This is a genomic window from Dyadobacter beijingensis DSM 21582 (genome assembly GCF_000382205.1).
Classification (GTDB): domain Bacteria; phylum Bacteroidota; class Bacteroidia; order Cytophagales; family Spirosomataceae; genus Dyadobacter; species Dyadobacter beijingensis.
The window spans coordinates 664,986-679,586 of the sequence record NZ_KB907786.1 but is presented as its reverse complement, the minus strand read 5'-3'; the positions used below and the strand labels follow the sequence as shown (position 1 = coordinate 679,586).

Annotated in this window: 13 protein-coding genes; 11 read left to right on the top strand and 2 right to left on the bottom strand. The window is 51.0% G+C overall.

All coding sequences use genetic code 11. From position 1 onward, the window contains the following. Positions 1–11: 11 nt before the first annotated feature. From H144_RS0102925 to H144_RS0102915, 3 genes are all read left to right on the top strand, one after another. Positions 12–1,460, top strand: coding sequence for a SusD/RagB family nutrient-binding outer membrane lipoprotein (locus H144_RS0102925; protein WP_019940535.1), 1,449 nt, complete (start codon positions 12–14; stop codon positions 1,458–1,460). Between the two features lie 68 nt (positions 1,461–1,528). Next, positions 1,529–2,773, top strand: coding sequence for a pyridoxal phosphate-dependent aminotransferase (locus H144_RS0102920; protein ID WP_019940534.1), 1,245 nt, complete (start codon positions 1,529–1,531; stop codon positions 2,771–2,773). Positions 2,774–2,817: 44 nt separating this feature from the next. Further along, entirely contained in the window at positions 2,818–3,606 is a 789-nt protein-coding gene (locus H144_RS0102915) for a queuosine precursor transporter (protein WP_019940533.1), read from the top strand. 6 nt (positions 3,607–3,612) lie between these two features. On the opposite strand, the gene H144_RS0102910 is transcribed toward H144_RS0102915, so the two are convergent. Next, on the bottom strand, positions 3,613–4,374 hold the full coding sequence (locus H144_RS0102910) for a TrmH family RNA methyltransferase (protein ID WP_019940532.1): 762 nt from the start codon (positions 4,372–4,374) through the stop codon (positions 3,613–3,615). A 44-nt stretch (positions 4,375–4,418) separates the two neighbouring features. On the opposite strand from H144_RS0102910, the gene tamL reads away from it, so the two are divergent. From tamL to secG, 6 genes are all read left to right on the top strand, one after another. Beyond that, the gene (tamL, locus tag H144_RS0102905) at positions 4,419–6,830 is read left to right on the top strand and encodes a translocation and assembly module lipoprotein TamL (RefSeq protein ID WP_229207831.1); all 2,412 of its coding nucleotides are present in this window, start codon (positions 4,419–4,421) and stop codon (positions 6,828–6,830) included. Positions 6,831–6,922: 92 nt separating this feature from the next. Continuing rightward, a complete protein-coding gene (gene miaB / locus H144_RS0102900) occupies positions 6,923–8,383 on the top strand; it encodes a tRNA (N6-isopentenyl adenosine(37)-C2)-methylthiotransferase MiaB (RefSeq protein WP_019940530.1) in 1,461 nt (486 codons plus the stop codon). A 77-nt stretch (positions 8,384–8,460) separates the two neighbouring features. Continuing rightward, positions 8,461–9,756 (top strand): sigma-54 interaction domain-containing protein, encoded by a 1,296-nt coding sequence (locus H144_RS0102895; protein WP_019940529.1) that lies wholly within the window; start codon positions 8,461–8,463, stop codon positions 9,754–9,756. Continuing rightward, entirely contained in the window at positions 9,746–10,291 is a 546-nt protein-coding gene (locus tag H144_RS0102890; protein WP_229207830.1) for an LptE family protein, read from the top strand. The genes H144_RS0102895 and H144_RS0102890 overlap by 11 nt, the downstream gene beginning before the upstream one ends. A 59-nt stretch (positions 10,292–10,350) precedes the next feature. Then, positions 10,351–11,004: a DUF8458 domain-containing protein gene (locus H144_RS0102885; RefSeq protein ID WP_019940527.1), complete on the top strand. Its 654-nt coding sequence runs from the start codon at positions 10,351–10,353 to the stop codon at positions 11,002–11,004. 100 nt (positions 11,005–11,104) lie between these two features. Beyond that, complete coding sequence (secG, locus tag H144_RS0102880; RefSeq protein WP_019940526.1) at positions 11,105–11,494, top strand: preprotein translocase subunit SecG; 390 nt, start codon at positions 11,105–11,107, stop codon at positions 11,492–11,494. Between the two features lie 96 nt (positions 11,495–11,590). Here secG and H144_RS0102875 read toward each other — a convergent pair whose 3' ends face one another. Beyond that, a complete protein-coding gene (locus H144_RS0102875) occupies positions 11,591–12,298 on the bottom strand; it encodes a hypothetical protein (protein WP_019940525.1) in 708 nt (235 codons plus the stop codon). 227 nt (positions 12,299–12,525) lie between these two features. Between H144_RS0102875 and H144_RS0102870 the strand changes: the two genes are divergently transcribed. Further along, positions 12,526–12,822 (top strand): co-chaperone GroES, encoded by a 297-nt coding sequence (locus H144_RS0102870; protein WP_019940524.1) that lies wholly within the window; start codon positions 12,526–12,528, stop codon positions 12,820–12,822. A 56-nt stretch (positions 12,823–12,878) separates the two neighbouring features. Then, positions 12,879–14,510, top strand: coding sequence for a chaperonin GroEL (gene groL / locus H144_RS0102865; protein ID WP_019940523.1), 1,632 nt, complete (start codon positions 12,879–12,881; stop codon positions 14,508–14,510). The last annotated feature ends 91 nt before the right edge of the window (positions 14,511–14,601 follow it).

Here is a 14,601-nt window from a genome sequence, read left to right as displayed (position 1 = left end):
TCACCTCGATCATGAAAAAAAGCTGGCAATTATCCATTGTCGCAATCGCCATCATTATCCTTTTGCCCGGCTGCGGCGATTTCAAGGATATCAACGTGAATCCCAACAACCCCTCATCGCCCAGCACGGCCGGGTTGCTTACGGGTGCATTGCGCAATGTTGGCACGATCAGTGCCCAAGTTGGTCCGGCTGGGGCCAACATCGCCCCCGCGCTGTATGTGCAGCAGGTAGGCGACGTGATTTACATTGAAGATTCGAAATATAAAACGATCAATTTCAATTATAATGGCTGGTACGCAGGACCGCTCATTAACCTGCAACATATTATCCAGCTGAATACAGACGAAGGCACCAAAGTAGCCGCGTCCGCATTCGGTTCCAATGCCAACCAGATTGCAACGGCCCGCATTTTGAAAGCCTATTTCTACCAATGGCTCACCGACCGCTGGGGTGACATCCCCTATTCCGAGGCATTGAAGGCCGACGGAGACTTTACGCCCGCATTCGACAAACAGGAGGATATTTACAAGGATCTTTTCAAAGAATGGAAAGAAGCCGTCGCCCAGTTCGATGAAGGCAAGAACTTCCAGGGCGATATTCTGATGGCGGGAAACACCGGCAAGTGGAAGAAGTTTGCCAACTCGCTCCGGCTCATTGCCGCGCTGAGGCTCTCGAAGGTCAAGCCGGAACTGGGGAAGCAGGAATTTAATGCGGCTTTGAAAGACGGGGTTTTCACGTCGGCTGCCGATAACGTTCAGTACAAATTCTTGTCTGAATCGGCAAACGAGAACCCGCTATACAGTAACTACGTCGTCAGTAACCGGAAGGACTTCGCATTGAGCGATGTGTTCGTCAACTACCTCAAAAAGACCGCCGACCCGCGCCTGCCGTTTCTGGCGGCCAAGAATATTTCCGGTGAATATGTGGGCGTTCCCTATGGCCTCGGCGGCAAAAAAGCCCAGGAAGTGTCGCTGATCGGCCCCCTGCTTTCGCAACAAAATGCGGCCGTCAATATCCTGACCTACTCGCAGCTGCTATTCGCCCAGGCGGAAGCTGCCGTACTGGGCTGGACCAATGGCGATGCAAAAGCGTTGTACGAATCAGCCGTGAAAGCTTCCCTCGAACAGTGGATGGGCAGCAGCTATACCGAAGAAGCGTTTAAAACCTACATAACTCAACCGGAAGTTGCATTTTCAGCCAATACCGCCGTTGAAAAAATAAGTACCCAGCGCTGGATCACCCTCTTTTTCCAGGGAACGGAAGCTTGGTCCGAATGGCGCAGGACCGGTTTCCCAACCCTCAAACCAGCACCCACTACGCTCAACGGCGGTAGCGAAATCCCACGAAGGCTTGCCTACCCGGTGACCGAAAACACCCTGAACCACGACAACTATCAGGCGGTGATCGCAAGGCAGGGCAAGGACGACCATTATACCCGCGTTTGGTGGGACAAACCCTAAAATCCAGCCCCCGTATCGTTCGATCGTTGATTTTATTTAACTTTGAGAGTTATCCAACTCTTGAAAAAATGGAATTTCTAAAAAGCGACCGCCTGAATCATCTGAAATACGAGATCCGCGGGGCTACCTACCAGAAAGCGTTAGAGCTTGAAAGCCAGGGCTACAAAATCCATAACCTGAACATCGGTAACCCCGCACCGTTCGGTTTCGATTCGCCCGACGAGATCGTCCACGACATTATCATGAACATCCGCAATGCGCAAGGCTACTCGGATTCACGTGGTTTGTTCGCGGCACGTAAGGCGATCATGCACTACACGCAAACAATTGGTATTCAAGACGTTGAAATCAATGATATTTTTATTGGAAACGGCGTAAGCGAACTTATCCTGCTATCCATGCAGGCATTGCTCAACCCCGGCGACGAAATCCTCGTGCCTTCGCCCGACTATCCGCTGTGGACGGCGGCGATATCGCTCAGCGGCGGCACGCCCGTACATTATATATGCGACGAACAGGCGGATTGGAACCCCGATCTCGACGATCTGGAAAAGAAAATTACCTCGCGCACCAAAGGGATTGTGATCATTAATCCCAATAACCCGACCGGCGCCGTGTACGATAAAGAAGTACTCGCACGCATTGCCCGCATTGCCGAAGAGCACGGACTGATCATTTTCTCCGACGAGATTTACGATAAAATCCTCTACGACGGAGCCGAGCATTATCCGATGGGCTCGTTTGTGAATGATACACTCTGCATTTCTTACGGCGGCCTCTCGAAAAATTACCGCTCTGCCGGTTTCCGCGGCGGGTGGATGATCCTTAGCGGCGCCAAGCAAAAAGCCAAGTCCTATGCGGAAGGCCTGCTCCTGCTCGCCAGCATGCGCCTTTGTGCGAACGTACCTACGCAATACGCGATCCAGACGGCATTGGGTGGTTACCAGAGCATTAAAGAACATATCGTCCCGACCGGACGGTTGTATAAGCAGATGAACCTCGTGTACGATCGGCTGACGGCCATTCCTGGTATTACCTGCGTCAAACCGAAGGGCTCATTGTACGTTTTCCCTAAGATCGACCTGAAAAAATTCGGTTTTAAGGCGGACGACCAGTTCGTATACGAGCTGCTCGCCGAGCAAAAAGTGCTGGTAGTGGCCGGGACGGGCTTTAATTACCACCTCGACCCCCATTTCCGCATCGTATTCCTGCCGACCGTCGACGAGCTGAACCAGGCAATGGACAAGCTGGAATTTTTCCTGACCAATCGCCGCGTCATGTCCACGCGGACTGTTGAAGACCTCATTGCATAGTCGAAAAACATCACCTATCCTCCACTGAAAGTACATATCTCCCGATGACCATCCCCGACAGAACCATTCAGGAGGCCAAAAGACAACGCCTGTTCCTCCTCCTTTGCGGTATCTTCATCACCAACGCGCTCATCGCGGAAATCATAGGCGGTAAAATATTTTCAGTGGAGACGCTTTTGGGCATCGCCCCGGCGCAGTTGCCGATCGCAGGCCAGAAGCTGGATTTCAATATGACCGCCGGGGTGATCAGCTGGCCGGTCGTATTTATTACTTCGGATATTATCAATGAGTATTTCGGGCGAAAAGGCGTAAAAAGAATTTCCTACCTCACATCCGCGCTGATCGTCTACACGTTCCTGATCATTTACGTCGCCACCCAGCTCCCGCCCGCGCAATTCTGGCTCGACCTCAACAACACTGACAGCAACGGCAACACCTTCAATATCAACGACGCTTTTTCCAAGATTTTTAACCAGGGATTGGGCATTATGATCGGTTCGATCACCGCCTTTTTGCTGGGACAGCTATTGGATATTCTCGTGTTTTCATGGCTCCGCAGAAAAACCGGCAGCCGGTTCATCTGGCTCCGCGCAACGGGCTCCACGATGTTTTCGCAGCTGGTCGATAGCTTCGTCGTGATCGGAATCGCCTTTTATGTGTTCGGGAATTGGGATTTGAAACTGGTATTTTCCGTAGGAACGATCAATTACCTCTATAAAGGCGTGGTAGCCATTCTGCTGACGCCATTGCTGTACGTCGCGCATTATTTTATCGACAACTATCTCGGTAAGGAATATGCAGAGGAACTCTCGCACCACGCCGCGCACGAGTAACGAGTATCAAACCGGTACCTGCCTGCGCATATTATCGAGCATCACCGCCGTGGCAATGCCCACATTCAGCGACTCCGCTTCTCCAAATCGCGGGATCATGATTTTATTCGTCACAAATTCCGCGACCCGGTCGCTTATACCGTTCGACTCGTTACCCATCATGATAATGCCTCCTTTTTGCGGAAATGCATAATCATAAAGGGAATCGCCGCCGAGGAATGCCCCGATGACAGGGAAATCTTTTTCTTTTATCTGCTCAAAATAGGCGGCTAAATCGGTGTAGTAGAGCTTCACGCGGGTAAAAGAGCCTTTGGCGGCGGCGATCACTTTGGGATTGTAAACGTCGGTGGTATCGCGGGAGCAGACTATTTTTTGAATACCGTACCAATCCGCCACACGGATAATGGTACCGAGGTTGCCAGGGTCACGAACATCGTCGAGCACGAGCATATATTCCGCGTCCAGGGGAGACAAAAACGCGTTTTCCTTCGTTTTAGCGACAGCCAGGCAGGAATCGTTTGTCTGGAATGCTCCCAGCCCTTCCAGCTCCTGGATCGTCACGGTTTCGACGGGCACGTTATGCCGGGATAAAATACTTGAGTATTTTTGCTGAAATTCCTGTGTTACCAGTACAAACTCAATCTCAAAGTCAGAGTCCAGCAGTTCCAGCACGCTCTTGGCCCCTTCTATGATAAAGGCCTCATGAAGTTGCCGGTACTTCTTGATTTTCAACGAGTTGATATACTTGATACGATTTTTTGACAACATTGAATATTAATTGTAGGACTATATACGGCTGGTTGATTTTCCTGATGCTCACGGGACTATTTGCCTGCGCACCCAAACCCACTTCCAAAGGCTATTTACTCGGCAACTCTTCCATTAAAGGCAACCGCGTCGTGAGCGATTCGGAATTGGAGGACCTGATCCCGCAGCGGCCCAATCGTCGTTTGCTGGGCCTTCCCGTCTTTCCTTACCTGGGCCTTTACCGTTTCGGCGAGCTTTTTTACAACCGCGAGGAAAAGCAGCGCAAGGTGATCGAGGTCACGCAAAATTACCAGAAAGAATCGCAGGAGCACGCAAATTCGCCCCGAAAGCTCGAAAGAATCCAGCGCCGCTACGCCAAAAAACTCGAAAAAGCGCAAGCCAGGGCAACGGAGGGCAACTTCTGGATGCGCGTACTCGGAGAGGCACCGGTATTTTATGTTCATGCAGATGCCACGCAGAATGCCGAGAAAATGCAGAAGTACCTGTATAACAACGGCTTTTTCGACGCCAAAGTGACATTCAAGCCGGACTCGATTTTTAAAAGGATCAGGGTAACCTATTTTGTTACCGAAAACCGGGCGACGATGATCCGCAACCTGCAATACCAGGTGAGTACGGCCCTCGCCGACAGCCTTATCAAAGCCGATGTGAAGAATGCGGCCCTCCAGCCGCGGAAGCGCTACGATGGCGATGCATTCGAAGAAGAGCGTATCCGCATCGAAACATTGCTTCGGAACGAAGGTTATATGACCTTTTCGCGGCAGAATGTAAGCTACGTCGTCAACGACACCATTACTAACCGGCCGACCGACAGCCTCTTCAAATCCGTGGATGTGAGAGTCCGCGTGGATTTGCCTGCGGATGCAAACAAACGATATACGGTTAATTCAGTCAGTTTCGAGGTGTTGCCGCCCGCCGGCGTCCCTGACTCCATTTTCAGGAAAGACACGAGCACGTTCCAGGGCATTAAGTACATTTTTTCGGATAAAAAATTCTCCCGGAAGGTGCTGGACACCAAAATGCAGGTGCGCCCGCAGACCTGGTACAGTCAGAAAAAAGAGCGCGACACCCAGCAGCAGTTGTCGCTCACCGACCAGTTTCGTTTTGTCAATTACAACTACACCCTCGACTCTACCGGTGGGGGAATTAACAGCTATTTCAGGGCGATCCCGCTGGATAAGTACCAGATTTCCACCGACGTTGGTCTGAATGTGATCCAGCTGCAAGGCACGCCGGGCCCGTTTGCGAACCTTTCCTACAAGATCCGTAACGTGTTCAACGGCATGGAAAACTTCGAAGCGAGCGTGCGGGGCGGTATCGAGCTCGTGCCGAATTTTGTCGGTAACCGGCAAATTTACAAAAGCGAGGAAATAGCGGTGAATACGTCGCTTACCTTTCCGCGCCTGCTCACGCCCCAGCGGCTTTTCAAGAGCCGGACCGCAAACCTGAACCCGCGCACGCAGCTTAACCTGGGTTACAACTATGTAAACCGGCCGGAATACACCCGTACGAACATTAAAATCAATACGACCTATTCCTGGCAACCCACTACCACGACGCTTTTCAACGTCTCCCTCGTCGACCTGAACATTCTCAATACCACCCGCAAGCGGGACGATTTCAAAAGACTTCTGGACTCCCTCGCGATACAGGGCAACAACCTGATTTACAGCTTCAACCAGTCGTTCGTTTCGGATATTAACCTGAGTTTTGTCTACAATACCAATCCCATTGCCGGTCCGCCGAAAAACGCCCGCTACTTCCGCGTTGCGCTGGAATCGGGCGGGACGTCGCTGAATATTTTGCCGCGACAGCAGGAAGCGATCCGGAATGTGTTCGGAAACGATTCGCTGCAATTTTATAAATACATCCGCTGGAATGCCGATTTCCGGCGCTACTGGGCTACCGGCCGGCGGTCGTCGTTCGTGGCGCGCGTCAATGCAGGTGCCGTTTTCAGCTACGGCGACAGTACCAAAGTACCGCCATACGAAAAATACTTCTTCGCGGGCGGCTCGAACAGCTTGCGTGCGTGGCTGCCGCGCCGGCTCGGGCCGGGCTCGTCGGTGCCGGTAACGTACAACAACCTGTCCATTGAAGCGCCGGGCGAGCTGTTGCTCGAAGGTAACCTGGAATGGCGCGGGTTTCTGGCCAAGTTCTTCGGGGATATTAATTATGCATTGTTCGTCGACGTCGGGAATGTGTGGCGGCTGGGCAAGGAGACACCGGACGACCAGCGTTTCAAAGCGAACAGGCTGCTGCGCGACCTGGCTGTCGGCACTGGTTTTGGGGTTCGCTACGACCTTTCGTTCTTCATTCTCCGCTTCGATTTCGGGGTGAAGGTGTACGACCCGGCATTGCAGCGTTTTGTATTGGATGAATTGAAATTGAAACACCTTTTCAGGCGTACGGAAGCCAATTCATTGAATATCAACCTCGGCGTGGGCTACCCTTTCTGAGCCCGTTTGCCGCTTAGGGCTGTATGACAGTTTGTCAGTTTTCATTCAAATTTTCCTATCTTTGCGCTTTGAGCGTTTAAGAATTCCTTCTCATGGAGCAACGAATTGCAAATTCATTAAAAATACTGACCGAGGCGGACAAGGAAGCCTGTGAAATCGTGCGGGTTTCGGAAAATGAGCCGGCTACGGGTAAGAAAAGACTGTTTATCGAAAGCTATGGCTGCCAGATGAACTTTTCTGACAGCGAAATCGTGGCATCGGTGATGCGCGACGCGGGTTTTGCGACAACATCCGACGCGAACGATGCCGACCTGATATTTTTGAATACCTGTGCCATCCGCGACAATGCCGAACAGAAGGTCAGGAACCGTTTGAAACAGTTAAATTTTATTAAAAAAAATAAACCGGGCATGCTCATCGGCGTGCTGGGCTGCATGGCGGAACGCTTGAAAACCAAGTTTCTCGAAGAAGAAAAAATGGTCGATATCGTGACGGGCCCCGATGCCTACCGCGATCTTCCCCGCCTGGTGGAAGAAGCGGAAACCGGCCAGAAAGGTGTGAATGTGTTCCTTTCCCGTGAAGAAACCTACGCCGACATTTCCCCTATCAGACTGAATTCCAACGGCGTAACCGCATTCATTTCGATCATGCGCGGCTGTGACAATATGTGCAGCTTCTGCGTCGTGCCTTTCACACGCGGACGCGAGCGCAGCCGCGATCCTTACTCGATCCTGAAAGAAGCGGAAGACCTTTTCCGCGACGGCTACCGCGAAGTGACGCTGCTCGGCCAGAATGTGGACAGCTACAAGTGGAAAGGCGAGGGTGCGGAAACATCGGGTGAGACCGTTGTAAACTTTGCAAACCTGCTCGAAATGGTGGCGAAGGTAAGCCCCGAGCTACGCATCCGTTTCAGTACGTCGCACCCGAAAGACATTACCGACGAGGTGTTGTATACGATGAAAAAGTATGACAACATCTGTAAATACATTCACCTCCCCGCACAAAGCGGCAATACCCGCGTGCTGGAACTGATGAACCGGACTTACACCCGGGAATGGTACATGGGGCGCATCGATGCGATCCGTCGCATTCTGGGCGATGAATGCGGGGTGTCGCAGGATATGATCGCCGGTTTCTGCACGGAAACGGAGGAAGAACACCGCGATACGCTTTCGCTGATGGAATATGCGAAATTCGATTTCGGGTTTATGTTCGCCTACTCGGAGCGCCCCGGTACGCTGGCGGCGAAAAAATTCGCGGACGATATTCCGGAAGAAGTGAAAAAAAGGAGGCTTGCGGAGATCATTGAAGTACAGCAGAAGCTTTCGCTTGCGCGCAACCAGCAACTGGTCGGCACGGTGCAGAGAGTGCTTATCGAAGGAACTTCAAAACGTTCCGATGAAGACCTCAGCGGCCGGAACGACCAAAATAAGAAGGTGGTGTTCCCGCGCGAAAATTTTGAAAAAGGCCAGTACGTCGACGTGCTCATTACCGAATGCACGACCGTGACGCTGCTGGGGCACGTGGTACAGCCCGAGCCGATATTGGGATAGGCCATTGCCTGTTCATTTTAAACCCGTTTTGTTAATAAACTAAGGCTTTCGGTTAGCCGGAAGCCCTCAGCTACTTTATGGATTCATCGGAAATACAAGCAATAAAAAACCGCTTCGGGATCATCGGTAATTCGTCGGGCCTGAACCACGCGATCAATGTGGCCGTGCAGGTCGCAGCGACCGACCTGACGGTTTTGATCACCGGTGAAAGCGGTAGCGGTAAGGAATCATTTTCAAAGATCATTCACAGCCTCAGCTCGCGCAAGCACGGCCCGTTCATCGCCATCAACTGCGGCGCGATACCGGAAGGAACGATCGATTCGGAGCTTTTCGGGCATGAAAAAGGCGCATTTACCGGTGCATTGGATGCACGCAAGGGATATTTCGAAACGACCAACAGCGGTACCATTTTCCTCGATGAAGTAGGCGAAATGCCGCTCGGTACGCAGGCGAGATTGCTGCGCGTGCTGGAAAACGGGGAATATATCCGTGTTGGTTCGTCCAAAGTTTTAAAGACAAATGTCCGTGTTGTTGCAGCCACCAATGTAAACCTGCTCGACGCGGTGAATAATGGTAAGTTCCGTGAGGACTTGTACTACCGGTTGAATACGGTGCCCATTTACGTACCACCGTTGCGTGACCGGGGCGAGGATATCCTGCTGCTTTTCAGAAAGTTCACCAACGATTTCTCCGAACGGTACCGCACCAAGCCGGTAAGGCTCGACGGCGAAGCGCGCGATCTTTTGATTCAATACGCATTCCCCGGTAACATCCGCCAGCTTAAAAATATCGCCGAGCAGATTACCATTCTCGAAACAGATAAAGAACTGCCGATCAGCGTCGAAACGCTCAATCATTACCTGAACCCCGTGCAGCCATCCAGCCGCAAGGCATTGGTGCCGCTGCGCACGGGTGACGATAATGGCACCTCGTTTTCGGAACGGGAGCTACTATATAAGGTACTTTTCGATATGCGGCGCGATATGACGGAGTTGAAAAAACTGGTCAGAAATGTGCTTGAAAACGAGAAATACGGCGGCGATATATTGAAAGACCACCAGGAGCTGTTCAGTTCGCTTAATAATGTGGAGCCGATCATCACCACACCGACCATCGAACCGTCCCGTCTGCTCACACCGCCCCCTTCCCGCACGGTAGACCTCGACCGGTATTCCGACGAACGCGACGAGATTGAGGACGTAACACACGTGACGGCCGAGGAAGAATCGCTTTCATTGGAAGACAAGGAAAAGGAAATGATCATTAAGGCGCTCCGCAAAAACAACAACAAGCGAAAATACGCCGCCAATGCATTGGGCATTTCCGAGCGCACGTTATACAGGAAGATTAAACAATACGACATTGAAGAATAATAGTCATGTCCCTGCATCCGGCCGGCGGGCCGGTTGGAAAGTATGGGCGCTCGTGCTGCTGGTTTGCCCGGTTTTTATGTCGGGCTGCGGGGTGTATTCGTTCACAGGCACCAACCTCTCGCCAGACATCAAGACATTCAGCGTGCTGAACTTCACAATGGGTACGGCCGGCGGCCCCAGCGACCTGCCCCAACGCCTTACCGAAGATTTGAAAGAATATTTTCAAAGAAACACCAGCCTGGTAAGTCAGCCGGGCGGAGGCGACCTGGTCCTGGAAGGCTCCATTACCGGCTATGACGTGACGCCCGCAGCTCCTACCGCAAACGACCAGGCCGGCTTGAACCGCCTCAATGTGACCGTGCAGGTGCGTTATACCAATGCGAAAGACGAGACGAAAAACTTCGACCAGTCGTTCACCTACTACGCCGACTTCCCTCAGGATCAAACGCTTAATCAGAACGAAGCCCGGCTTCTGCCTACGATCCGCGAGAACCTCGTACAGCAGATTTTTAATAAATCGGCGGCCGACTGGTAGGAACCGTCCTGCCCGCACTTTCCATTTAATCACTCGACTTTCTCATTAATACCCGTAATATGGCGCTCATCGATAAGGAAACATTTGATCAGCTGGTGAAAAACCCGGCGCTGATCACGGCAGATGTGATCCCGCAGCTGGAGGCCACCATTAAGGCATTTCCCTACTGCCAGATCCCGTATTCGATGCTGGCCAAGGCATCGAGCCTCGCCGGTACCGAAAAGCTGGAAGAAACCCGTCCGCGCGCAGCCGCATACGCCCTCAGCCGCGTGGCATTGCAGCAACTCGTAGAAAGCGACAACGAGCGCTACGACGCCACCGTTGACGTGGACGACATCCTCGAACCGCAGCCAGCACCCGAACCGCTCGATAGCGACGACATATTAATCAGTACCGTAGATCAGCAGGCGTTCGCAGAATCGCAGCGCAGCGAAGAGCAGCGTCGCCAGCAGCAGATTATCCAGGGTTTTATGAAAAAGAACCCGCGCATTGCTCGCCAGGACAATAACATCGAACCGATCAGTCTCGACCTGAGCGGCCGGATCGGGGGCAGCCCGGACGGCGGTATTGAAACCGAAGCATTTGCCAATATCCTCATCCGCCAGGGCAAAATCGACAAGGCGATAGACGTTTATCAAAAATTGATTTTGAAAAAACCGGAAAAAAGGAATTACTTTGCGAAAAAATTGAGCGAACTGTACGCGCGACCGTAACGGAGTTCAGAAGTCAGGAGGTCATTGGTCAAGTATAGTTTCTTCACACATTCACACATTCAAAATTCAGTCATTCAGTCATTCAAAATTCGTTTAAAACATGTATTTGGGTTTAATTATTCTGGTTGCCATTGTTGCAGTATTGTTGATTTTGGTCGTTTTGGTCCAAAATTCAAAAGGTGGAGGGCTTTCAAGCGAGTTTAGCGGCGCAGGAACTACCCAAATGTTTGGTGTTAAAAAGACAACCGATTTGCTGGAACAAATCACTTGGGGCCTGGCATGCGCGGTGATCGTTATTTCACTGGCATCTTACATTATGGTAGGCGGGGCCAATACCGGCGCCGGCATCAACAGCGTAAACGTCGACAGAGCTCAGAACGCAGTGGTACCAGGCGGCAAAATCGCCCCGGCACCCGCTGCAACCGAAGGCGCAGCACCTGCTGGAACAACAACACCAGCTGCTACACCAGCCGATACAGCGAAGAAATAATTCGGGCATCCGCCGAAAAAGAAAATCCTGCGACGAACATCGCAGGATTTTTTTATGCGTTAATCTGCATTTTACAGGCATTTAGAATGCAATACTTTATGCCACGTTAATCTCCCGCAGCATCAGCCGCTCCGCCACGGGCAGCAATGTCTCATGCAGGGGATATTCGTACTTTGATTCCACGACGTAAGTTGCGGGATTGGGGATTTCGCGGTTCCGCTTCGTGAGGTCCACTTTGATCTGCGACACCGTGTTACCCAACCCGATGCGCACCGTTTCGATGAAATGCGTTTTAAGATAGCGCTCCTTCAATGCATTATACAGCGCCAGTTGGTAGTAAAATATGCTTACCATCGGCTGGAACGTGTGCAAAAACAGCAGATAACCTTCCTGCAAGTGCAGCGGCACAATGCCCACCGGCGAAACCTTCACATTCTCCTCCACTTCCGAAAAACGGTCGGTACCCTCCTCGATGGATCGCGAAAAACGGGGAATCGCGAAGTCGAGCAGGTAGTTCAGGTCCGACATGTAGGCATCCTCCTGGTGCATTTCCTCGTACTGTAACTGCCAGTTTTTGACGTCGATACCTGTCAGATTTTTGGGTAAACTTGTCCTGATCCTGCTTTTATTGGTCTGGATGCTGACACATGCGTCGAGATGCGACTTCAATTCTGGCAGGCAGGGATGTAAGCGGTTGCGTGTGAACTGGTCCCGGACGTGCTGGAAGTAGGCCATCAGCACATATTTTTTGTACTCAAAATCAAAAATTCCTTCGGTAAGCCAGTTTTTATCGAGTTCTGACATAGGGTTTTCAATTTGGTGTCCATAAAATCTAGTGAATTCCGTCGCTGAAAACAAAATTTCAGCATTCCTGACACGCAAATGACTTTATAATGCTATAACGACATGTCGGAGTACAAATTTGTCACAGTAGCCGGAAAAAATGTCAGAGCGACGCCGCTGGCACAGATTGTGCTATCCCGATGGGAGTCTAATCATTACTGACAATTAAAAATAAACGTTTAATATTTATGTCAACTTTAGCAGAAATACAAGTGAATGTACAACCGCTAGCTGACCGCGTTCTGATCGAACCTGCCCCAGCCGAAGAAAAAACAGCATTTGGTATCATTATCCCTGATACTGCAAAGGAAAAGCCACAACGTGGAACCGTATTGGCAGTAGGCCCCGGTAAAAAAGACGAGCCTCTTACAGTAAAAGTGGGCGATACTGTATTGTACGGAAAGTACTCAGGCACTGAATTGGCATATGAAGGAAAAGACGTCCTGATTATGCGCGAGTCGGATATCTACGCGATCATCGGATAATCCAACGCACTCAGATTCAATAGTTTCTCTTAAAGTTTTTCAAATTAAAAACAGTTATGTCTAAGAAAATATTTTTTGACACAGAAGCACGCGATAAGATCAAGAAAGGCGTGGACACCCTGGCTGACGCCGTTAAGGTTACATTGGGACCTCGCGGTCGCAACGTGGTAATCGACAAGAAATTCGGTTCTCCAAGCATCACCAAAGATGGTGTTACTGTTGCCAAAGAAATCGACCTGAAAGATCCTATCGAAAACATGGGAGCTCAGCTGGTGAAAGAAGTAGCTTCCAAAACGGCTGATTCAGCGGGTGATGGTACTACTACCGCAACCGTTCTCGCACAGGCGATCTACTCGATCGGTGTGAAAAACGTAGCGGCCGGCGCTAACCCGATGGACCTGAAACGCGGTATCGACAAAGCGGTTTCCGTAATTACCAAGGACCTGGAAGGCCAGAAAAAAAATATCTCTACTTCAAAAGAAATCGCTCAGGTTGCAACGATCTCTGCAAACCATGACGAGGAGATCGGTAACATGATCGCCGAAGCGATGGACAAAGTAGGTAAAGAAGGTGTGATCACCGTAGAAGAAGCACGCGGAACTGAAACAGAAGTTAAAACTGTGGAAGGTATGCAGTTCGACCGTGGTTACCTGTCTCCATACTTCGTGACCAACACTGAGAAAATGGAAGCTGAACTGGAACGCCCGTTCATCCTGATCTCTGAGAAGAAAGTTTCTTCGATGAAAGAACTTCTTCCTGTGCTGGAAGCAGTAGCACAAACCGGCCGTCCATTGCTGATCCTGGCAGAAGACGTTGACGGAGAGGCGCTTGCTACACTGGTAGTAAACAAAATCCGCGGTGCATTGAAAGTAGCGGCTGTAAAAGCTCCTGGTTTCGGTGACCGTCGTAAAGCAATGCTGGAAGATATCGCTATCATTACCGGCGGTACCGTTATCAGCGAAGAGCGCGGTTTCAAACTCGAAAACGCCACTTTGGAATACCTCGGTACTTGCGAAAAAGCGATTATCGACAAAGACAACACTACATTGGTGAACGGAAGCGGTGCATCGGAAGACATCCAGAGCCGTGTTAACCAGATCAAAGCGCAGATCGAAAACACTACATCGGACTACGATCGCGAAAAATTGCAGGAGCGTCTGGCGAAACTGTCAGGCGGCGTAGCTATCCTGTACATCGGTGCTGCGACTGAGGTTGAAATGAAAGAGAAAAAAGACCGCGTTGATGACGCCCTTCACGCAACCCGCGCTGCGGTAGAAGAAGGTATCGTTGCAGGTGGTGGTGTAGCTTTCATCCGCGCAACTGCTGCTCTTGCCGACTTGAAAGGCAACAACGAAGACGAAAACACCGGTATCAATATCATCCGTGTTGCGCTCGAAGCTCCTTTGAGAACAATCGTTTCCAACTCTGGCCAGGAGCCGTCGGTTGTGGTTCAGAAAGTAAAAGAAGGAACCGGTGCTTACGGATACAACGCGAAAGACAATACCTACGGAGATCTTCTTGAAGCAGGTATTATCGATCCTAAGAAAGTATCTCGTCTGGCGCTTGAAAACGCAGCATCTATCGCTGGTCTGTTGCTGACAACAGAATGCGTGATCGCTGACGAGCCGGAAGAAGCCCCTGCGGGCGGTGGCCACAGCCACGGCGGCGGAATGGGCGGCATGATGTAATCAGCCTCCGTTTTTTCGGAACATATAAAAACCGGCTGTCAGGAAACTGGCAGCCGGTTTTTTGTTGGGTAATTATTTTGAATTATCTGTT